Consider the following 20,424-nt stretch of genomic DNA (forward strand, 5'->3'; position numbering starts at 1 on the left):
AGGGGGCGGAATGTCCATGTCTAGTCTTGACGTGGGGCCGCTGACGAGCGATGCTGCGGAGCAACTGTGATGCATACCGTGGCACTGCGCTCGACAGCGGTGTAGCGTTCGGCTACACTGCCCCTTTGCGCTGCCCTCTGACTATCCACACATCGACACCCCCGTTTCGGCGGGGTCCATCGGCGTGGATCGTCTGGCGTGCGCGCGTCGTCAGTCCGCCGCGAGCCCTCGGAAGGACCACTCTTGGCAGCCTCGCGCAACGCCTCGACAACCGCAACCGGTCCGAACCGCGTTTCTTTCGCGCGTATCAAGGAGCCTCTGGGAGTCCCGGATCTCCTCGCGCTGCAGACCGAGTCCTTTGACTGGTTGCTCGGTAACGAGAGGTGGAAGGCCCGGGTCAATGCGGCCCAGCAGGCCGGTCGTAAGGATGTCCCGACCCAGTCGGGACTTGAGGAGATCTTCGAAGAGATCAGTCCCATCGAAGACTTCTCCGGCACCATGTCCCTCTCGTTCCGCGATCACCGGTTCGAGCCGCCGAAGTACTCCGTCGAGGAGTGCAAAGACAAGGACATGACCTTCTCCGCCCCGATGTTCGTCACGGCGGAGTTCATCAACAACTCCACGGGGGAGATCAAGAGCCAGACGGTGTTCATGGGCGACTTCCCGCTCATGACCCCGCGAGGCACGTTCATCATCAACGGCACCGAGCGCGTCGTCGTCTCGCAGCTCGTCCGTTCGTCCGGCGTCTACTTCGACCGGGCCCTGGACAAGACGTCCGACAAGGACATCTTCGGCGTCAAGGTCATCCCGTCGCGCGGTGCGTGGCTGGAGTTCGAGGTCGACAAGCGCGACAACGTCGGCGTCCGTATCGACCGCAAGCGCAAGCAGAGCGTCACCGTCCTGCTCAAGGCACTCGGCTGGGACGACGCGCGCATCCTGGAGCGCTGGGGCGACTACGAGTCCATGCGTGTGACCCTCGAGAAGGACCACACCACCGGGCAGGACGACGCCCTGCTCGACATCTATCGCAAGCTGCGTCCGGGCGAGCCTCCGACGAAGGAGTCCGCGCAGACGCTGCTGGAGAATCTCTACTTCAACCCGAAGCGTTACGACCTCGCCAAGGTCGGCCGCTACAAGGTCAACAAGAAGCTCGGCCTGGACCTGGACCTCGCCCAGGGCACCCTGACCGAGGACGACATCGTCACGACCATCGACTACCTCGTCCGGCTGCACGCCGGTGAGGAGGAGATGACGGGTCCGGCGGGCCGCACGATCCCCGTCGAGACCGACGACATCGACCACTTCGGCAACCGTCGTATCCGCTCGGTCGGCGAGCTGATCCAGAACCAGGTCCGCCTGGGCCTGGCCCGCATGGAGCGCGTCGTCCGCGAGCGCATGACCACGCAGGACGTCGAGGCGATCACGCCGCAGACCCTGATCAACATCCGCCCCGTCGTGGCTTCGATCAAGGAGTTCTTCGGCACCTCGCAGTTGTCGCAGTTCATGGACCAGACCAACCCGCTCGCGGGCCTGACGCACAAGCGGCGTCTGAACGCCCTCGGCCCGGGCGGTCTGTCCCGTGAGCGGGCGGGCATGGAGGTCCGTGACGTCCACCCGTCGCACTACGGCCGCATGTGCCCGATCGAGACGCCGGAAGGCCCGAACATCGGCCTGATCGGCTCGCTGAGCTCGTACGGTCGGGTCAACTCGTTCGGCTTCATCGAGACGCCGTACCGGAAGGTCGTCGACGGCCGGGTCACCGAGCAGATCGACTACCTCACCGCGGACGAGGAGGACCGGCACGTCGTCGCGCAGGCGAACACGCCTCTCGAGGACGACGGCACCTTCGTCGAGAACCGCGTCCTGGTCCGCCGGAAGGGTGGCGAGGTCGAGTTCATCCCGCCGTCCGAGGTCGACTACATGGACGTCTCGCCGCGCCAGATGGTGTCGGTCGCGACGGCCATGATCCCGTTCCTCGAGCACGACGACGCCAACCGCGCGCTCATGGGCTCCAACATGCAGCGCCAGTCCGTCCCGCTGCTGCGCAGCGAGGCGCCGCTGGTCGGCACCGGCATGGAGTACCGCGCGGCCACCGACGCCGGCGACGTCATCACGGCTGAGAAGGCGGGTGTCGTCGAGGAGGTCTCGGCCGACTACATCACCGTGATGAACGACGACGGCACGCGCACCACCTACCGTGTCGCCAAGTTCAAGCGGTCCAACCAGGGCACCTGCTTCAACCAGAAGCCCATCGTCGACGAGGGCCAGCGGGTCGAGGTCGGCACGGTCGTCGCCGACGGTCCGTGCACCGACAACGGCGAGATGGCGCTCGGCAAGAACCTCCTGGTGGCGTTCATGCCGTGGGAGGGCCACAACTACGAAGACGCGATCATCCTCTCCCAGCGTCTGGTGCAGGACGACGTCCTGTCCTCGATCCACATCGAGGAGCACGAGGTCGACGCCCGTGACACCAAGCTGGGCCCGGAGGAGATCACCCGGGACATCCCGAACGTCTCCGAAGAGGTCCTGTCCGACCTGGACGAGCGGGGCATCATCCGCATCGGCGCCGAGGTCACCACGGGCGACATCCTGGTCGGCAAGGTCACCCCGAAGGGCGAGACCGAGCTGACCCCGGAGGAGCGCCTGCTGCGCGCGATCTTCGGCGAGAAGGCCCGTGAGGTCCGCGACACCTCCCTGAAGGTGCCGCACGGTGAAGAGGGCAAGGTCATCGGGGTCCGCGTGTTCAGCCGGGAAGAGGGCGACGAGCTCCCGCCGGGCGTGAACGAGCTGGTCCGGGTGTACGTCGCCCAGAAGCGCAAGATCACCGATGGTGACAAGCTCGCCGGCCGTCACGGCAACAAGGGCGTCATCTCCAAGGTGCTGCCGATCGAGGACATGCCGTTCCTCGAGGACGGCACCCCGGTCGACATCGTCCTCAACCCGCTCGGTGTGCCCGGCCGAATGAACGTCGGCCAGGTCCTGGAGACCCACCTCGGGTGGGTCGCCAGCCGAGGGTGGAAGGTCGACGGGGACGACGCCGAGTGGAAGCGCCAGCTGAAGGCCATCGGCGCGGACGCGGCCGAGCCGGGCACCAACGTCGCCACGCCGGTGTTCGACGGCGCCCGCGAGGAGGAGATCACCGAGCTGCTCGACAGCACCATGCCGAACCGTGACGGCAACCGCATGGTGCAGAAGACCGGCAAGGCGCGGCTGTTCGACGGCCGCACCGGTGAGCCCTTCAAGGACCCGATCGCGGTCGGTTACATCTACATCCTGAAGCTGCTCCACCTGGTCGACGACAAGATCCACGCGCGTTCGACCGGCCCGTACTCCATGATCACCCAGCAGCCGCTCGGCGGTAAGGCCCAGTTCGGTGGCCAGCGCTTCGGTGAGATGGAGGTCTGGGCGCTGGAGGCGTACGGCGCCGCCTACGCCCTCCAGGAGCTGCTCACCATCAAGTCCGACGACGTCCTCGGCCGCGTGAAGGTGTACGAGGCCATCGTCAAGGGCGAGAACATCCCTGAGCCGGGCATCCCTGAGTCCTTCAAGGTGCTCATCAAGGAGATGCAGTCGCTGTGCCTCAACGTCGAGGTGCTCTCCAGCGACGGTATGTCCATCGAGATGCGTGACACCGACGAGGACGTCTTCCGCGCCGCGGAAGAGCTCGGCATCGACCTGTCCCGGCGTGAGCCGAGCAGTGTCGAAGAGGTCTGAGGAACGGGGAGCCGACGAGTGAACGACGTGGGGGGCGGCACGGGCGCGCGACAGCGCCCGGCCGCCCACCCGCGGAGTGAGCGAGAAGGCACCACGGGCCTCGGAATCGGCATACGACAACAGGGGACTGGTTAACAAAGTGCTCGACGTCAACTTCTTCGACGAGCTGCGGATCGGCCTGGCCACGGCTGACGACATCCGGCAGTGGTCGCACGGCGAGGTCAAGAAGCCGGAGACGATCAACTACCGGACTCTCAAGCCGGAGAAGGACGGGCTCTTCTGCGAGAAGATCTTCGGTCCGACCCGGGACTGGGAATGCTACTGCGGTAAGTACAAGCGCGTCCGCTTCAAGGGCATCATCTGTGAGCGCTGCGGCGTCGAGGTGACCCGCGCCAAGGTCCGGCGTGAGCGGATGGGCCACATCGAGCTGGCCGCGCCCGTGACGCACATCTGGTACTTCAAGGGTGTGCCGAGCCGGCTGGGCTACCTGCTCGACCTGGCGCCCAAGGACCTCGAAAAGATCATCTACTTCGCCGCGTACATGATCACGCATGTCGACACCGAGATGCGTGAGCGCGACCTGCCGTCGCTGGAGGCCAAGGTCTCCGTGGAGCGGCAGCAGTTCGAGCAGCGTCGCGACGCCGACATCGAGGCCCGGCAGAAGAAGCTCGAGGGCGACCTCGCCGAGCTTGAGGCCGCCGGGGCGAAGGGCGACCAGCGTCGCAAGGTGCGTGAGGGCGCCGAGCGGGAGATGAAGCAGCTCCGCGACCGGGCGCAGCGCGAGCTCGACCGGCTCGACGAGGTCTGGAACCGCTTCCGCAACCTCAAGGTCCAGGACCTCGAGGGCGACGAGCTGCTCTACCGCGAGATGCGCGACCGCTTCGGCCGCTACTTCGAGGGCGGCATGGGCGCCGCGGCCATCCAGAAGCGCCTGGAGAACTTCGACCTCGACGCCGAGTCGGAGCGGCTGCGGGAGACCATCCGCAGCGGCAAGGGCCAGAAGAAGGCCCGCGCCCTCAAGCGCCTCAAGGTCGTCTCCGCGTTCCTCAACACCCGCAACAGCCCGCGCGGCATGGTGCTCGACTGCATCCCGGTGATCCCGCCGGACCTGCGCCCGATGGTGCAGCTCGACGGTGGCCGGTTCGCGACGAGCGACCTCAACGACCTGTACCGCCGGGTCATCAACCGGAACAACCGGCTGAAGAGGCTGCTCGACCTCGGCGCGCCCGAGATCATCGTCAACAACGAGAAGCGGATGCTGCAGGAGGCCGTCGACGCGCTGTTCGACAACGGCCGCCGCGGCCGGCCCGTCACCGGGCCGGGCAACCGTCCGCTCAAGTCGCTGTCCGACATGCTCAAGGGCAAGCAGGGTCGCTTCCGGCAGAACCTGCTCGGTAAGCGCGTCGACTACTCCGGCCGTTCGGTCATCGTCGTCGGCCCGCAGCTGCGGCTGCACCAGTGCGGTCTGCCCAAGCAGATGGCGCTGGAGCTGTTCAAGCCGTTCGTGATGAAGCGGCTGGTCGACCTCAACCACGCGCAGAACATCAAGAGCGCCAAGCGCATGGTCGAGCGGGCCCGCCCGGCCGTGTGGGACGTGCTGGAAGAGGTCATCACCGAGCACCCGGTGCTGCTCAACCGGGCGCCGACGCTGCACCGCCTGGGCATCCAGGCCTTCGAGCCGCAGCTGGTCGAGGGCAAGGCCATCCAGATCCACCCGCTCGTCTGCACCGCGTTCAACGCGGACTTCGACGGTGACCAGATGGCCGTGCACCTGCCGCTGTCGGCCGAGGCCCAGGCCGAGGCGCGCATCCTGATGCTCTCGACCAACAACATCCTCAAGCCGTCCGACGGCAAGCCGGTCACCATGCCGACCCAGGACATGGTCATCGGCCTGTTCTGGCTGACGACGGAGAAGGAGGGCGCCGACGGCGAGGGCCGCGCGTTCTCCACCCTGTCCGAGGCGATCATGGCCTACGACCGGGGCGACCTGGACATCCAGGCCAAGGTCAACGTCCGGCTCAAGGACGTCCCGCCGCCGCGTGGTTGGGTCGCCCCGGAGGGCTGGGAGACCGGTCAGCCGATCCGCCTCGAGACGACGCTCGGCCGGGCGCTGTTCAACGAGGCGCTGCCGCCGGACTTCCCGTTCGTCAACTACGAGGTCGGCAAGAAGCAGCTGTCGGTGATCGTCAACGAGCTGGCCGAGACCTACCCGAAGGTCGATGTCGCGAACGCGCTGGACGCGCTGAAGGACACCGGCTTCCGGTGGGCGACCCGGTCCGGCGTGACCATCGCGATCGACGACGTCATCGCCCCGCCGAACAAGGCGGAGATCATGGCGTCGTACGAGCGGCGGGCCGACAAGGTCCAGCGCGAGTACGACCGTGGTCTGATCACCGACGACGAGCGCCGTCAGGAGCTCATCGAGATCTGGACCCACGCCACGGCCGACGTCGCCAAGGACATGGAGGCGGCCTTCCCCGCCACCAACCCGATCTGGATGATGATCAACTCCGGTGCGCGCGGTAACCCGCTGCAGCTCCGGCAGATCGCCGGTATGCGTGGTCTGGTCTCCAACCCGAAGGGTGAGACCATCCCGCGGCCGATCAAGTCGTCCTTCCGTGAGGGCCTGTCCGTGGTCGAGTACTTCATCGCCACGCACGGTGCCCGTAAGGGTCTGGCCGACACCGCCCTGCGTACCGCCGACTCGGGTTACCTGACCCGTCGTCTGGTGGACGTCGCGCAGGACGTGATCGTCCGCGAGGACGACTGCGGCACCGACCGTACGATCAAGTTCGCGATCGCGACCAAGGGCGCCGACGGCACCCTCACCAAGGTGGCGAACTCCGAGAACAGCCTCGTCGGGCGCAACATCGCGAACGACATCGAGGTGGACGGCACCGTCCTGTTCCGGGCGGGCACGGACCTCACCGACGTGGTGCTCAACCGCCTCATCGAGGCGGGCGTCGCCGAGGTGCGCACCCGCTGCGCGCTGGTCTGCGAGTCCAAGATCGGTGTCTGCGCGATGTGCTACGGCCGTTCGCTGGCCACCGGCAAGCTCGTGGACGTCGGCGAGGCGGTCGGCATCATCGCCGCCCAGTCGATCGGCGAGCCCGGCACCCAGCTGACCATGCGGACCTTCCACACCGGTGGTGTGGCGGGTGTCGACATCACGCACGGTCTGCCGCGTGTCCAGGAGCTGTTCGAGGCGCGCATCCCCAAGGGCGTCGCCCCGATCAGCGAGGTGGCCGGCCGGATCCGCATCGACGAGACCGAGAAGACCCGCAAGATCGTGGTCGTCCCGGACGACGGCGGCGAGGAGATCGCCTACCCGGTGCCGATGCGGTCGCGGCTGAAGGTCCAGGAGGGCGAGCACGTCGAGGTCGGGCAGCAGCTCACCCAGGGCGCGATCAACCCGCACGAGGTGCTGCGCATCCTCGGCCCGCGCGCGGTCCAGCTGCACCTGGTCGACCAGGTGCAGGAGGTCTACCGTTCGCAGGGTGTGTCGATCCACGACAAGCACATCGAGATCATCGTTCGGCAGATGCTGAAGCGGGTCCAGGTGCTGGAGTCCGGCGACACCGACATGCTGCCCGGCGTCGAGCTGGTCGAGCGCCCGAAGTTCGAGGAGCTCAACCGCGCCGTCGTCGCCGAGGGCGGTCAGCCCGCGGTCGGCCGTCCGCAGCTCATGGGCATCACGAAGGCGTCGCTGGCCACCGAGTCGTGGCTGTCGGCGGCCTCCTTCCAGGAGACGACGCGGGTCCTGACGGACGCGGCGATCCACGCCAAGTCCGACCCGCTGGTCGGCCTGAAGGAGAACGTCATCATCGGTAAGCTCATCCCGGCCGGTACCGGCATGCCGCAGTACCGCAACATCCGGGTCGAGCCCACCGAAGAGGCCAAGGCAGCGGTCTACTCCGTCGGGTCCTACGACGAGGGCGCCGAGTACGCCTTCGGTCAGGGCTCCGGCGAGGCCGTTCCGCTGGAGGAGTACGACTTCGGTCAGTACAACCGCTAGTTTCCAGCCAGGCCAGGGGCCGCCTCCGGGTTTCCGGGGGCGGCCCCTGGGCCTTTTCCGCCACAACCGCGTACGAGGTCGGTGATTTGCGGTCATGCCGGTGACCAGGCACTCTGGTGCGGTGAACCAGCGGAGGACGCATCGGCCGGTGGCCGACGATCTGACCGGGAAGGCCGTGCGACACCGGCCTTCGGGTGAGGTCGTGCGGCCGGCCTGCCGAAGGCGAGTCGCCCGCGGAGCCAGCGCTGAAGGAGTCTGACGATGACCGAGCAGAACGGCGGCCAGGGATCCCACTGGCCACCGCCTGACCAACAAGGATCGTCCGAACCGCCCGACAGCGACAAGGGTGCCGCCCCGGGCGGGCAGGACCAGCCGAAGGACCCGGCGCCGCCCGTGCCCGAGGAGCCGTCCGAGGACATCCTCGAGTCGGGCCGCACGGTCATGTTCGGCGCCCCGAGGCGTCCCGCCACCCCGCCCGCGCCCGCCGAGGGCGACGACCAGGCGGAGAGCGGCGCGAGCACGTCCGGCGAGCAGGCACCGCCGTCGTACGGGACTCCCGGGCAGCCGGGGACTCCGGGCGGGCCGGGCACGCCACCCGCGTACGGCACCCCGGGGGCACCGCCTCCGCCGCCTCCCTACGGTCAGCAGCCGTACGGCCAGCCGGGCACACCCCCGCCGTACGGCCAGCAGCCCTATGGACAGCAGCCCTACGGTCAGCCGGGTGAGCAGCCCCCGCCGCCGTACGGCCAGCAGCCTTATGGCCAGCCGCCCGCCGGCCAGCCGCCCGCCGGCCAGCAGCCGTACGGGCAGCCGGGCACGCCGCCTCCCTACGGTCAGCAGCCCTATGGCCAGCCGGGCACGCCTCCGCCGTACGGGCAGCAGCCCTACGGTCAGCCGGGCGAGCAGGCCCCTCCGTACACCGCGCCGGGTCAGCAGACCCCGTACGGCCAGCAGGGTGAGCAGCCGGGTGCTGCGCCCTATGGTCAGCCGGGGGAGCAGCCCGGCTCCCCGTACGGTCAGCCCGGCCAGCAGCCGGGCCCGTCCTACGGTCAGCCGGGCCAGCAGCCGCCATACGGGCAGCAGCCGTACGGACAGTCGCCCGCGGGCCCGTCCTCGTACGGCCAGCCGTCCGGCGAGCAGAGCGGGCAGCAGCAGCCGTCGTACGGCGAGCCGGGGCCCTACGGGCAGCCCGGGTACTCCCAGCCGTACGCTCAGCAGCCGTTCGGCCAGAGCGCTCCACCGTTCGGCGAGCCGGCGAGCGGGTCCTCGGTTCCGTCGCCGGGCCCGGAGGAGGACGAGGGCGAGCGCACCACGGTCGCGCCGCCCCGGGAGGTCGGTCGGGGTGGGTTGGTCGGGCAAGACGCCTCTTCCGGTGAACAGCCGGCTCCGCCTGCGGACGGTGGCTTCAACGTCGCCGCGACCACGGCCTTCCGGCCCTCCGAGGGCGAGGAAGGCACCGGGAGCACGGGCGAGCAGTTGCCTCCCTCGTCGTTCGGGGCGGCGTCTCCGGCGGCGGGCGGCACCGACCTGCCGCAGCCGCCCTCCACGATGCTGGACCGGCCGCTCGACGTGGAGTCCTCCGGCGGCGAGCAGTCGTCGGGGACCGGCGATCTGCCGGTCTTCGGCGCTCCCGCGGGCGACGTCCCCGCGTTCGGCGCCCCGGGTGAGGGCGAGTCCGCGCCGAGCGGGTCCCAGCCGGGCGACGACCAGAGCGATGACGAGAGCGGCGGCACGGAGCGCACGATGCTCGTGCCGCCTCCGGAGGCGGGCTTCGCGGCCCAGAGCCGTGTGGACGAGGATCCCCGTCCGTACGGTTCGGACCAGCCTCCTGGCGCGGCGTCGGACATCGACGGCATGAGCACCACCGCCTTCGGCCAGCCGCCGGCTCCCGCGCCCTCCTCGACCGGGGAGCAGCCGCCGTACGGCGGGCAGCCGGTCGGTGAGTCCGGTCCGCAGCCGTGGGCGCCTCCGACGCCCGGTGGAGAGTCGGGCGGGGGACCGCAGCACGACTCCGGCCCGCAGCCCTTCGGCCAGGGGCCAGGGCAGCCGCAGGGTTTCCCGCAGCAGGGCTATGCCCAGCCGGCCTACGGTCAGCAGCAGGGGTACGGCCAGCAGCCGGGCCCCGGGCAGCAGCCGGCCCAAGGCCCGCAGGGCACCGGCCCCCAGGGGCAGCCTCAGGGCCAGCAGGCCTATGGTCAGCAGGGCTACGGCGAGCAGCGGCAGGACCAGCAGGGCACCGGTCCGCAGGGGCAGCCTCAGGGCCAGCAGGCTTACGGTCAGCAGGGCTACGGCCAGCAGCAGGGTTACGGCCAGCCCGGTCAGCAGCAGCCCGGTCAGCAGGGCTATGGCCAGCAGCAGGCGTACGGGCAGCAGCCGTCGCCGTACGGCGGGCAGCAGTCCTTCGGCCAGGAGGGCGGCTTCCCCGGCTACGGCCAGGCGCAGTCCTCCTCCCGAGAGGACGAGTCGCGGCGCAAGCTCTTCATCGCCCTTGGTGCCGGCGCGGTGGTACTGGTGATCCTCATCCTCGTGCTGATCCTCGCCTTGTGAGCCCGGGAGTTCGGGGGTGCCTCTTTCCCCCGAGCGGACGGGTAGGTCAGAATGCCGACGGGAACATCCGTCGGCATTCTGACGTTCTCAGGGTGAACGTCCCCCGGCGATTTTCGGCGTGGCGGGGCTTGTTTTGACCTCACGCGCAGGTGTTAGGTAGTCTCTCCCTTCGTGCCCGCGGGTTCGCGGGTTCAGCGTGCGTGCACAGCCGGTCGTGGCGACCATCCTCGCGATGGTGATCCTGACCAGCGTGCGGTGCGGATTCGACTCCCCCGAGTTGGTCGGCCCATTTGTGGGCCGCCGAAGATGTGGCCGGCGCGACACGCCCGACCACGGGGGTGGGGGACGAGGACAAAACTGCAGGTCCTGGCCGCGTAAGTGGTTCGAGACCTGGTGTCGTGCGAGAGCACGGCAGCCAACCAGACTTACCGGCTCGGTACGAGGAAGACGGAGACGCGGTGCCCACGATCCAGCAGCTGGTCCGCAAGGGCCGCCAGGACAAGGTGACCAAGAACAAGACCCCGGCGCTCAAGGGGAGCCCGCAGCGCCGTGGAGTCTGCACGCGCGTCTACACGACGACGCCCAAGAAGCCCAACTCGGCGCTTCGCAAGGTCGCCCGTGTCCGGCTGACGAGCGGGATCGAGGTCACGGCCTACATCCCCGGCGTCGGACACAACCTGCAGGAGCACTCGATCGTGCTCGTGCGCGGTGGCCGTGTGAAGGACCTCCCCGGTGTTCGCTACAAGATCATCCGGGGGTCGCTCGACACCCAGGGTGTTCGGAACCGGAAGCAGGCGCGCAGCCGCTACGGCGCGAAGAAGGAGAAGAGCTGACATGCCTCGCAAGGGTCCCGCAGGCAAGCGCCAGTTGATCGCTGACCCGGTGTTCAACTCGCCGCTGGTCACCTCGCTGGTCAACAAGGTCCTGCTCGACGGCAAGCGGTCGATCGCGCAGAGCATCGTTTACGACGCACTCGAGGGTTGCCGCGAGAAGACCGGCAACGACCCGGTCGTGACGCTGAAGCGTGCGCTCGACAACGTGAAGCCGACCCTTGAGGTCCGCAGCCGGCGTGTCGGTGGCGCCACGTACCAGGTGCCGGTCGAGGTGCGCCCGGCCCGCAGCACGACGCTGGCGCTGCGCTGGCTGGTGCTGTACGCCCGGCAGCGCCGCGAGAAGACGATGACCGAGCGGCTGATGAACGAGCTGCTCGACGCGAGCAATGGCCTCGGCGCGAGTGTCAAGAAGCGCGAGGACACCCACAAGATGGCGGAGTCCAACAAGGCCTTCGCGCACTACCGCTGGTAATCACCAGCACCTAGTCGTACGAGAACACGAGGACGCGAGAAGTGGCTACCAAGACCGGCGTAGACCTGGCCAAGGTCCGGAACATCGGGATCATGGCCCATATCGACGCGGGCAAGACCACCACCACCGAGCGGATCCTGTACTACACCGGCGTCAACTACAAGATCGGTGAGGTTCATGAGGGCGCTGCCACCATGGACTGGATGGAACAGGAGCAGGAGCGCGGCATCACGATCACGTCCGCCGCGACCACCTGCCACTGGACGGTTGACGACGTCGATCACACCGTCAACATCATCGACACGCCCGGTCACGTCGACTTCACCGTCGAGGTGGAGCGCTCGCTGCGCGTTCTCGACGGTGCGGTGGCGGTGTTCGACGGCGTCGCCGGCGTCGAGCCGCAGTCGGAGACGGTCTGGCGGCAGGCCGACCGCTACAACGTGCCGCGGATCTGCTTCGTCAACAAGCTGGACCGCGTCGGCGCGGAGTTCCACCGCTGCGTCGACATGATCGTGGACCGGCTGAACGCCACCCCGCTGGTGCTGCAGATCCCGATCGGCGCCGAGGCCGACTTCAAGGGCGTCGTGGACCTGGTCCGCAAGAAGGCCCTGGTGTGGAGCGCCGAGGCCGCCAAGGGCGAGATGTACGACGTCGTCGACATCCCCGACACGCACGTCGACGCCGCGCGTGAGTGGCACGACAAGCTGGTCGAGACCCTGGCCGAGGCCGACGACGAGATCATGGAGCTGTACCTCGAGGGCCACGAGCCCACGACGGAGCAGCTGATCCCGGCCATCCGCCGGGCCACGATCGCGGGCAACCTCACGCCGGTCACCTGCGGCACCGCGTTCAAGAACAAGGGCGTCCAGCCGCTGCTCGACGCGATCGTCAACTACCTCCCCTCGCCGCTCGACGTCGAGGCCATCAAGGGCCACGACATGCGCGACGAGGAGAAGGTGATCGAGCGCAAGCCGAGCGAGGACGAGCCGTTCTCGGCGCTGGCGTTCAAGATCATGAGCGACCCGCACCTCGGCAAGCTGACCTTCATCCGTGTCTACTCGGGTGTGTTGGAGTCCGGTTCCTCGGTCCTGAACAGCGTGAAGGACCGCAAGGAGCGCATCGGCAAGATCTACCGCATGCACGCGAACAAGCGTGAGGAGATCGAGCGCGTGGGCGCCGGCGACATCGTCGCGGTGATGGGTCTGAAGCAGACCACCACCGGCGAGACGCTGTGCGATGACAAGAACCCGGTCATCCTGGAGTCGATGACCTTCCCGGCCCCGGTCATCAACGTCGCGATCGAGCCGAAGACAAAGGTCGACCAGCAGAAGCTGGGCACCGCGATCCAGCGGCTCGCCGAGGAGGACCCGTCCTTCCAGGTGCGGACCGACGAGGAGACCGGCCAGACCATCATCTCCGGCATGGGCGAGCTGCACCTCGAGGTGCTGGTCGACCGCATGAAGCGCGAGTTCAAGGTCGAGGCCAACGTCGGCCGGCCGCAGGTCGCGTACCGCGAGACCATCCGCCGCAAGGTGGAGAAGGTCGAGTACACCCACAAGAAGCAGACGGGTGGCTCCGGCCAGTTCGGTCGCGTGATCATCGACCTGGAGCCGCTCGGCGGCGGTAGCGACGGCTACGAGTTCGAGAACAAGGTCACCGGTGGCCGCATCCCGCGGGAGTACATCCCGTCGGTGGACGCGGGCTGCCAGGAGGCGGCCGAGTTCGGCGTGCTCGCCGGCTACCCGCTCGTCGGCGTCAAGGTGACGCTGCGGGACGGCGCCTACCACGAGGTCGACTCCTCGGAGATGGCGTTCAAGATCGCCGGATCCATGGCGTTCAAGGAGGCGGCCCGCAAGGCCGACGCCACGCTGCTGGAGCCGATGATGGCCGTCGAGGTGACCACGCCCGAGGACTACATGGGCGACGTCATCGGCGATCTGAACAGCCGCCGAGGCCAGATCCAGGAGATGGGCGAGCGCTCCGGCGTCCGCGTCATCAAGGCGATCGTCCCGCTCTCGGAGATGTTCGGCTACGTGGGTGACCTGCGCAGCAAGACCCAGGGCCGGGCGGTGTTCACCATGCAGTTCGACTCCTACGCCGAGGTTCCGGGGAACGTCGCGCAGGAGATCATCGCCAAGGTACGGGGCGAATAACCGCACCGCGGCGCAAGACCAACCACTGAAGGAATGCGGTCGTTCAGACGGCCGAGGATCGGAACAAGGAGACACCGGTGGCCAAGGCCAAGTTCGAGCGGACGAAGCCGCACGTAAACATCGGCACCATTGGACACATCGACCACGGTAAGACCACGCTTACCGCGGCGATTACCAAGGTGCTCCATGACAAGCACCCCGACCTCAACCCCTTCACGCCGTTCGAGGACATCGACAAGGCGCCGGAGGAGCGCGAGCGGGGCATCACGATCTCGATCGCCCACGTCGAGTACCAGACGGAGAAGCGTCACTACGCTCACGTCGACTGCCCGGGTCACGCCGACTACATCAAGAACATGATCACCGGTGCCGCCCAGATGGACGGCGCGATCCTGGTGGTGGCGGCGACCGACGGCCCGATGCCGCAGACCAAGGAGCACGTGCTCCTGGCCCGCCAGGTCGGCGTTCCGTACATCGTCGTGGCGCTCAACAAGACCGACATGGTCGACGACGAGGAGATCCTCGAGCTCGTCGAGCTGGAGGTCCGTGAGCTGCTCAGCGAGTACGAGTTCCCGGGCGACGACCTTCCGGTCGTCCGCGTCTCGGCGCTCAAGGCCCTCGAGGGCGACGCCGAGTGGGGCGCGAAGATCGTCGAGCTCATGGACGCCTGCGACGAGAACATCCCGGAGCCGGTCCGCGAGACGGACAAGCCGTTCCTGATGCCGATCGAGGACGTCTTCTCGATCACCGGCCGCGGCACCGTCGTCACCGGCCGCATCGAGCGTGGCGTCGTCAACGTCAACGAGACCGTCGACATCATCGGCATCAAGGAGACCGCGACCACCACCACGGTCACCGGCGTCGAGATGTTCCGCAAGCTGCTCGACCAGGGCCAGGCGGGCGACAACGTCGGCCTGCTCCTCCGCGGCATCAAGCGCGAGGACGTCGAGCGCGGCCAGTGTGTCATCAAGCCGGGCACGAACACCCCGCACACCGAGTTCGAGGCGCAGGTCTACATCCTGTCCAAGGACGAGGGCGGCCGGCACACGCCGTTCTTCAACAACTACCGCCCGCAGTTCTACTTCCGGACCACGGACGTGACGGGCGTCGTGCACCTGCCCGAGGGCACCGAGATGGTCATGCCGGGCGACAACACCGAGATGCGCGTCGAGCTCATCCAGCCCATCGCGATGGAGGAAGGCCTCCGCTTCGCGATCCGCGAGGGCGGCCGCACCGTCGGTGCCGGCCGTGTGACCAAGATTCTCAAGTAGTAACCACCGCGAGGCGGCGGCCGGGCTCGCCACAGAGTCCGGCCGCCGCACCGCGAGATAGCAGACCCAGCGGCACTAGGAAGCAAAGGACACCGAGGCCACCATGGCGGGACAGAAGATCCGCATCCGGCTCAAGGCCTACGACCACGAGATCATCGACTCTTCGGCGCGCAAGATCGTCGAAACGGTGACGCGCACGGGCGCGAAGGTCGCCGGCCCGGTGCCGCTGCCGACCGAGAAGAACGTGTACTGCGTCATCCGCTCGCCGCACAAGTACAAGGACAGCCGCGAGCACTTTGAGATGCGCACGCACAAGCGCCTGATCGACATCATCGATCCGACGCCCAAGACGGTCGACTCGCTCATGCGGCTCGACCTTCCGGCCGGCGTCGACATCGAGATCAAGCTCTAAGGACGCTTCGAGAGATGAGTAAGCAGAGAAAGGGCGTCCTGGGCGAGAAGCTCGGCATGACCCAGGTTTTCGACGATGAGGGCCGGATCGTGCCGGTAACCGTCGTCCAGGCCGGGCCGTGTGTCGTCACCCGGGTCCGCACGCCAGAGACCGACGGCTACTCCGCCGTCCAGCTCGGCTTCGGCCAGATCGACCCGCGCAAGGTGAACAAGCCCGCCACCGGGCACTTCGAGAAGGCCGGCGTCACACCGCGCCGTCACCTCATCGAACTGCGCACCGACGACGCCACCGAGTACGAGCTCGGCCAGGAGATCACCGTTGAGGTGTTCGAGGCGGGCCAGCGGATCGACGTCACCGGCCGCAGCAAGGGCAAGGGCACCGCGGGTGTCATGAAGCGCCACGGCTTCAAGGGCCTCAGCGCGTCGCACGGTACCCAGCGCAAGCACCGTTCGCCGGGTTCGATCGGCGGGTGTGCCACCCCGGGTCGCGTGTTCAAGGGCCTGCGCATGGCCGGTCGGCACGGCAACGCGCGTATCACCGTCCAGAACCTCACCGTGCACGCCATCGACACCGAGAAGAACCTGCTGCTGATCAAGGGCGCGGTTCCCGGTCCGAACGGCGGCCTCGTCCTGGTTCGCACCGCCGCGAAGGGGGCGAAGTAAGTGACCACCAAGCTGGAGATCGAGCTGGCCCCGGAGCTCTTCGAGGCCAAGGTCAACGTGCCACTGATCCACCAGGTGGTCGTGGCCCAGCTGGCCGCCGCTCGCCAGGGCACGCACAAGACCAAGACCCGCGGTGAGGTCTCCGGTGGCGGCAAGAAGCCGTACCGGCAGAAGGGCACCGGCCGCGCTCGTCAGGGCTCCACCCGTGCGCCGCAGTTCGCCGGCGGTGGCATCGTCCACGGCCCGCAGCCGCGCTCGTACGAGCAGAAGACGCCGAAGAAGATGAAGGCGGCCGCGCTGCGCGGCGCGCTGTCGGACCGCGCCCGCTACGGCCGGGTGCACGTGGTGTCGAGCCTGATCGAGGGCGACACGCCCAAGACCAAGACGGCGCTGAGCGCGCTCCGTGGGATCACCGAGGCGCAGAAGGTGCTCCTGGTGCTCGACCGCGAGGACGAGCTCACCTGGAAGAGCCTCCGCAACGTCCCCGAGATCCACGTGATCGTCGAGGACCAGCTCAACACCTACGACGTGCTCTGCAACGACGAGGTGGTGTTCACCGAGGCCGCGTACCAGGCGTTCGTGAGCCGTGCGAGCGGGAAGGAGAGCGCGAAGTGAAGATCGCCGACCCGCGCGACATCCTCGTCGCGCCCGTGATCTCTGAGAAGAGCTACGGGCTGCTCGATGAGAACAAGTACACGTTCGAGGTCCGCACCGACGCCAACAAGACCCAGATCCGGCAGGCCGTCGAGGCCGTCTTCGGGGTCAAGGTCACGGGCGTGAACACCCTCAACCGGCAGGGCAAGCGCAAGCGCACCCGGTTCGGTTACGGCACGCGCAAGGACACCAAGCGGGCCATCGTGAGCCTGGCCGACGGTGAGCGGATCGACATCTTCGGAGGCCCGGTCAGCTGACCGGGGGAACCGAAGAGACGAAATAAGGGATGAACGAAAAAGATGGGCATCCGTAAGTACAAGCCGACGACCCCGGGCCGTCGCGGTTCGAGTGTGGCCGACTTCGTCGAGGTCACCCGGACCGAGCCCGAGAAGTCGCTGGTGCGTCCGCTCCCGAAGAAGGGCGGCCGTAACACGCACGGCCGTATCACCGCTCGCCACCAGGGCGGCGGTCACAAGCGCTCGTACCGAGTAATCGACTTCCGGCGCGCCGACAAGGACGGCGTCCCCGCGAAGGTCGCGCACATCGAGTACGACCCGAACCGCACCGCGCGGATCGCGCTGCTGCACTACGCCGACGGGGAGAAGCGCTACATCCTCTGCCCGACCGGCGTGAAGCAGGGCGACGCGATCGAGAACGGTCCGGGCGCCGACATCAAGCCGGGCAACTGCCTGCCGCTGCGCAACATCCCCACCGGTACGGTCGTGCACGCCATCGAGCTGCGGCCGGGCGGCGGCGCCAAGCTGGCCCGGTCGGCCGGCTCCGGCGCGCAGCTGCTGGCCAAGGAGGGCAAGTACGCCACGCTGCGCATGCCCTCCGGTGAGATGCGCATGGTCGACGTCCGCTGCCGCGCCACCGTCGGTGAGGTCGGCAACTCCGAGCAGTCGAACATCAACTGGGGTAAGGCCGGCCGTATGCGGTGGAAGGGCAAGCGCCCGACCGTCCGCGGTGTCGCCATGAACCCGATCGACCACCCGCACGGTGGTGGTGAGGGCAAGACCTCCGGTGGTCGTCACCCGTCGAGCCCCTGGGGCCAGCCCGAGGGCCGCACCCGTAAGGCGAACAAGCCGTCCGATCGGCTCATCGTCCGTCGTCGTAGCAAGAAGAAGCGGTAGGAGCCCACGATGCCACGTAGCCTTAAGAAGGGCCCTTTCGTGGACGACCACCTTCAGAAGAAGGTGGACGTGCAGAACGAGAAGGGCACCAAGAACGTCATCAAGACGTGGTCGCGGCGCTCCATGATCGTTCCCGACATGCTCGGGCACACGATCGCCGTGCACGACGGACGCAAGCACGTTCCGGTGTTCGTCACCGAGGCCATGATCGGTCACAAGCTCGGGGAGTTCGCCCCGACGCGGACGTTCAAGGGCCACATCAAGGAAGACCGCCGCAGCCGTCGAGGCTGAGCGAAATCGCAGAGAAGTAGCGAGAGCGAGGAAACAGCGATGGAAGCCAGGGCCCAGGCGCGGTACGCCCGCGTCACGCCCAGAAAGGCCCGCCGCGTGGTGGACCTCATCCGTGGCCTGCCGGCCACGGAGGCTCAGGCGGTGCTGCGGTTCGCCCCTCAGGCTGCGAGTGAGCCGGTGTACAAGGTGCTCTCGAGCGCCATCGCCAACGCCGAGCACAACAGCCAGCTCGAGGCCGACACGCTCTGGGTGAGCCGGGCGTGGGTCGACGAGGGACCGACGCTGAAGCGTTACCGCCCGCGGTCGATGGGGCGTGCGTACCGCATCAACAAGCGCACGAGCCACATCACGGTCGTGGTCGAGTCGCGGTCCGAGGGCGAGAAGTCCAACGGCCGTAAGAAGACTAGGAGGACCCGCTAGTGGGGCAGAAGATCAACCCGCACGGGTTCCGGTTGGGCATCACCACCGACTTCAAGAGCCGGTGGTACGCCGACAAGCTGTACAAGGACTACGTCAAGGAAGACGTGGCGATCCGCCGGATGCTGACCCGCGGCATGGACCGCGCCGGCATCTCCAAGGTCGAGATCGAGCGCACCCGTGACCGTGTCCGCGTCGACATCCACACCGCCCGTCCCGGCATCGTCATCGGCCGGCGGGGCGCGGAGGCCGACCGCATCCGCGGCGACCTCGAGAAGCTGACCGGCAAGCAGGTCCAGCTGAACATCCTCGAGGTCAAGAACCCGGAGGTCGACGCTCAGCTCGTCGCCCAGGGCGTTGCCGAGCAGCTGTCCAGCCGGGTCGCGTTCCGCCGTGCGATGCGTAAGGCCATCCAGAGCGCCATGAAGAGCGGCGCGAAGGGCATCAAGGTCCAGTGCGGCGGCCGCCTCGGCGGCGCCGAGATGTCGCGCTCGGAGTTCTACCGCGAGGGCCAGGTGCCCCTGCACACGCTCCGCGCCGACATCGACTACGGCTTCTACGAGGCCCGGACCACCTTCGGCCGGATCGGCGTGAAGGTCTGGATCTACAAGGGCGAGGCGCCGACGAGTCGCGCCGAGCGCGAGGCGCAGCAGGCCAAGGAGCGGGCCGCCGGTGGCGGTCGCCGCGAGCGGCCGCAGCGTCGTGGCGGTGGCGGTGGCGGTGGCGGTGGCGGTGGCGGCGGCGGTGGCCGTCGCGGCGAGCGCGGTGGCGACCGTGGTGGCGACCGCGGCGGTCGGCAGCAGCAGCAGACCGCGTCCGCCGGTGCCGAGCAGCAGTCCAACGAGGCGGCCGCGCCGTCCAGCACGGGTGAGGGGAGCTGAATAACCAATGCTGATCCCTCGCAGGGTCAAGCACCGCAAGCAGCACCACCCGAAGCGGCGTGGGATGGCCAAGGGCGGCACGAAGGTCACCTTCGGCGAGTACGGCATTCAGGCCGTCGAGGGCGCCTACGTGACCAACCGGCAGATCGAGGCCGCTCGTATCGCCATGACCCGGCACATCAAGCGTGGCGGAAAGGTGTGGATCAACATCTACCCCGACCGTCCGCTGACCAAGAAGCCGGCCGAGACCCGGATGGGTTCCGGTAAGGGTTCGCCGGAGTGGTGGATCGCCAACGTCAAGCCCGGACGCGTGATGTTCGAGCTGGCCGGCGTTCCGGAGCCGCTGGCTCGCGAGGCGCTCCGCCGCGCGATGCACAAGCTCCCGATGAAGTGCAAGTTCGTGAAGCGTGAAGTGGGTGAGGCGTGATGGCCAAGGGCCTTACCGCTGACGATCTGCGGACCCAGCCCGAGGCTGAGCTCGTCACCAAGCTCAAGGAGGCGAAGGAGGAGCTGTTCAACCTCCGCTTCCAGGCGGCGACGGGCCAGCTCGAGACTCACGGACGGCTTCGGGAAGTGAAGCGGGAGATCGCCCGCATCTACACCGTGATGCGGGAGCGTGAGCTCGGCATCGTCGAGTTCGCCGAAGAGCCCGTGGAGGAGTCCACCGATGAGTGAGCAGAACACCGAGACGCGGAACTACCGCAAGATCCGTGAGGGTCTCGTGGTCAGCGACAAGATGGACAAGACCGTCGTCGTCGCCGTCGAGGACCGCGTCAAGCACCCGCTGTACGGCAAGATCATTCGCCGTACGACCAAGTACAAGGCGCACGACGAGGGCAACGCCTGTGGTGTCGGCGACCGGGTTCGTCTCATGGAGACCCGGCCGATGTCCGCCACCAAGCGGTGGCGCGTCGTGGAGATCCTTGAGAAGGCCAAGTAACTGGCAGTCGCCGCCGAGCGACTGAGGAT

At 68.0% G+C, this 20,424-nt stretch carries 18 protein-coding genes; all 18 read left to right on the plus strand.

The window, feature by feature from the left end:
• The first annotated feature begins 243 nt into the window (after positions 1 to 243).
• The 18 genes from rpoB to rpsQ all read left to right on the plus strand — a co-directional run bounded on the left by rpoB (position 244) and on the right by rpsQ (position 20,395).
• Positions 244 to 3,714 carry a DNA-directed RNA polymerase subunit beta gene (gene rpoB, locus AB0I04_RS34830; protein WP_360894377.1) on the plus strand — a complete coding sequence of 1,157 codons (3,471 nt, stop codon included), beginning with the start codon at positions 244 to 246 and terminating at the stop codon, positions 3,712 to 3,714.
• 139 nt (positions 3,715 to 3,853) lie between these two features.
• Complete coding sequence (locus AB0I04_RS34835; RefSeq protein ID WP_360894380.1) at positions 3,854 to 7,729, plus strand: DNA-directed RNA polymerase subunit beta'; 3,876 nt, start codon at positions 3,854 to 3,856, stop codon at positions 7,727 to 7,729.
• Between the two features lie 261 nt (positions 7,730 to 7,990).
• Positions 7,991 to 10,276: a hypothetical protein gene (locus AB0I04_RS34840; RefSeq protein WP_360894383.1), complete on the plus strand. Its 2,286-nt coding sequence runs from the start codon at positions 7,991 to 7,993 to the stop codon at positions 10,274 to 10,276.
• Positions 10,277 to 10,734: 458 nt separating this feature from the next.
• A complete protein-coding gene (gene rpsL, locus AB0I04_RS34845; protein ID WP_019632621.1) occupies positions 10,735 to 11,109 on the plus strand; it encodes a 30S ribosomal protein S12 in 375 nt (124 codons plus the stop codon).
• Between the two features lies 1 nt (position 11,110).
• Positions 11,111 to 11,581 carry a 30S ribosomal protein S7 gene (gene rpsG / locus AB0I04_RS34850; protein WP_360894386.1) on the plus strand — a complete coding sequence of 157 codons (471 nt, stop codon included), beginning with the start codon at positions 11,111 to 11,113 and terminating at the stop codon, positions 11,579 to 11,581.
• A gap of 41 nt (positions 11,582 to 11,622) precedes the next feature.
• Complete coding sequence (gene fusA, locus AB0I04_RS34855; RefSeq protein WP_360894388.1) at positions 11,623 to 13,734, plus strand: elongation factor G; 2,112 nt, start codon at positions 11,623 to 11,625, stop codon at positions 13,732 to 13,734.
• 77 nt (positions 13,735 to 13,811) lie between these two features.
• Positions 13,812 to 15,005 carry an elongation factor Tu gene (gene tuf / locus AB0I04_RS34860; protein ID WP_360894391.1) on the plus strand — a complete coding sequence of 398 codons (1,194 nt, stop codon included), beginning with the start codon at positions 13,812 to 13,814 and terminating at the stop codon, positions 15,003 to 15,005.
• A gap of 103 nt (positions 15,006 to 15,108) precedes the next feature.
• Positions 15,109 to 15,417 carry a 30S ribosomal protein S10 gene (gene rpsJ / locus AB0I04_RS34865; protein ID WP_360894393.1) on the plus strand — a complete coding sequence of 103 codons (309 nt, stop codon included), beginning with the start codon at positions 15,109 to 15,111 and terminating at the stop codon, positions 15,415 to 15,417.
• A 14-nt stretch (positions 15,418 to 15,431) separates the two neighbouring features.
• Complete coding sequence (gene rplC / locus AB0I04_RS34870; RefSeq protein ID WP_360894396.1) at positions 15,432 to 16,079, plus strand: 50S ribosomal protein L3; 648 nt, start codon at positions 15,432 to 15,434, stop codon at positions 16,077 to 16,079.
• Positions 16,080 to 16,694 carry a 50S ribosomal protein L4 gene (rplD, locus tag AB0I04_RS34875; protein ID WP_360894399.1) on the plus strand — a complete coding sequence of 205 codons (615 nt, stop codon included), beginning with the start codon at positions 16,080 to 16,082 and terminating at the stop codon, positions 16,692 to 16,694.
• Positions 16,691 to 16,990, plus strand: coding sequence for a 50S ribosomal protein L23 (gene rplW, locus AB0I04_RS34880; protein ID WP_360894402.1), 300 nt, complete (start codon positions 16,691 to 16,693; stop codon positions 16,988 to 16,990). Before rplD ends, rplW begins: the two co-directional genes overlap by 4 nt.
• Positions 16,991 to 17,032: 42 nt before the next feature.
• Positions 17,033 to 17,866, plus strand: a complete 834-nt coding sequence (gene rplB / locus AB0I04_RS34885) for a 50S ribosomal protein L2 (RefSeq protein WP_360894404.1) — start codon at positions 17,033 to 17,035, stop codon at positions 17,864 to 17,866.
• Between the two features lie 9 nt (positions 17,867 to 17,875).
• On the plus strand, positions 17,876 to 18,157 hold the full coding sequence (gene rpsS / locus AB0I04_RS34890; RefSeq protein WP_360894407.1) for a 30S ribosomal protein S19: 282 nt from the start codon (positions 17,876 to 17,878) through the stop codon (positions 18,155 to 18,157).
• 39 nt (positions 18,158 to 18,196) lie between these two features.
• Positions 18,197 to 18,577: a 50S ribosomal protein L22 gene (gene rplV, locus AB0I04_RS34895; protein ID WP_360894410.1), complete on the plus strand. Its 381-nt coding sequence runs from the start codon at positions 18,197 to 18,199 to the stop codon at positions 18,575 to 18,577.
• Positions 18,577 to 19,455: a 30S ribosomal protein S3 gene (gene rpsC / locus AB0I04_RS34900; protein ID WP_360894413.1), complete on the plus strand. Its 879-nt coding sequence runs from the start codon at positions 18,577 to 18,579 to the stop codon at positions 19,453 to 19,455. Before rplV ends, rpsC begins: the two co-directional genes overlap by 1 nt.
• Before the next feature lie 7 nt (positions 19,456 to 19,462).
• Positions 19,463 to 19,882, plus strand: a complete 420-nt coding sequence (rplP, locus tag AB0I04_RS34905; RefSeq protein ID WP_252780460.1) for a 50S ribosomal protein L16 — start codon at positions 19,463 to 19,465, stop codon at positions 19,880 to 19,882.
• Positions 19,882 to 20,130 carry a 50S ribosomal protein L29 gene (rpmC, locus tag AB0I04_RS34910; RefSeq protein WP_252780978.1) on the plus strand — a complete coding sequence of 83 codons (249 nt, stop codon included), beginning with the start codon at positions 19,882 to 19,884 and terminating at the stop codon, positions 20,128 to 20,130. Before rplP ends, rpmC begins: the two co-directional genes overlap by 1 nt.
• A complete protein-coding gene (gene rpsQ, locus AB0I04_RS34915; RefSeq protein ID WP_345352726.1) occupies positions 20,123 to 20,395 on the plus strand; it encodes a 30S ribosomal protein S17 in 273 nt (90 codons plus the stop codon). The genes rpmC and rpsQ overlap by 8 nt, the downstream gene beginning before the upstream one ends.
• The last annotated feature ends 29 nt before the right edge of the window (positions 20,396 to 20,424 follow it).

This window comes from Actinoallomurus sp. NPDC050550, from assembly GCF_040655075.1.
Classification (GTDB): Bacteria; Actinomycetota; Actinomycetes; order Streptosporangiales; family Streptosporangiaceae; genus Actinoallomurus.

Coding starts and splice junctions, on each gene's coding strand:
- AB0I04_RS34840 (WP_360894383.1), top strand. CDS start 7,991: ATGACCGAGCAGAACGGCGGCCAGGGATCCCACTGGCCACCGCCTGAC.
- rpsG (WP_360894386.1), top strand. CDS start 11,111: ATGCCTCGCAAGGGTCCCGCAGGCAAGCGCCAGTTGATCGCTGACCCG.
- rpsJ (WP_360894393.1), top strand. CDS start 15,109: ATGGCGGGACAGAAGATCCGCATCCGGCTCAAGGCCTACGACCACGAG.
- rplC (WP_360894396.1), top strand. CDS start 15,432: ATGAGTAAGCAGAGAAAGGGCGTCCTGGGCGAGAAGCTCGGCATGACC.
- rplB (WP_360894404.1), top strand. CDS start 17,033: ATGGGCATCCGTAAGTACAAGCCGACGACCCCGGGCCGTCGCGGTTCG.
- rpsS (WP_360894407.1), top strand. CDS start 17,876: ATGCCACGTAGCCTTAAGAAGGGCCCTTTCGTGGACGACCACCTTCAG.
- rplV (WP_360894410.1), top strand. CDS start 18,197: ATGGAAGCCAGGGCCCAGGCGCGGTACGCCCGCGTCACGCCCAGAAAG.
- rplP (WP_252780460.1), top strand. CDS start 19,463: ATGCTGATCCCTCGCAGGGTCAAGCACCGCAAGCAGCACCACCCGAAG.
- rpmC (WP_252780978.1), top strand. CDS start 19,882: ATGGCCAAGGGCCTTACCGCTGACGATCTGCGGACCCAGCCCGAGGCT.
- rpsQ (WP_345352726.1), top strand. CDS start 20,123: ATGAGTGAGCAGAACACCGAGACGCGGAACTACCGCAAGATCCGTGAG.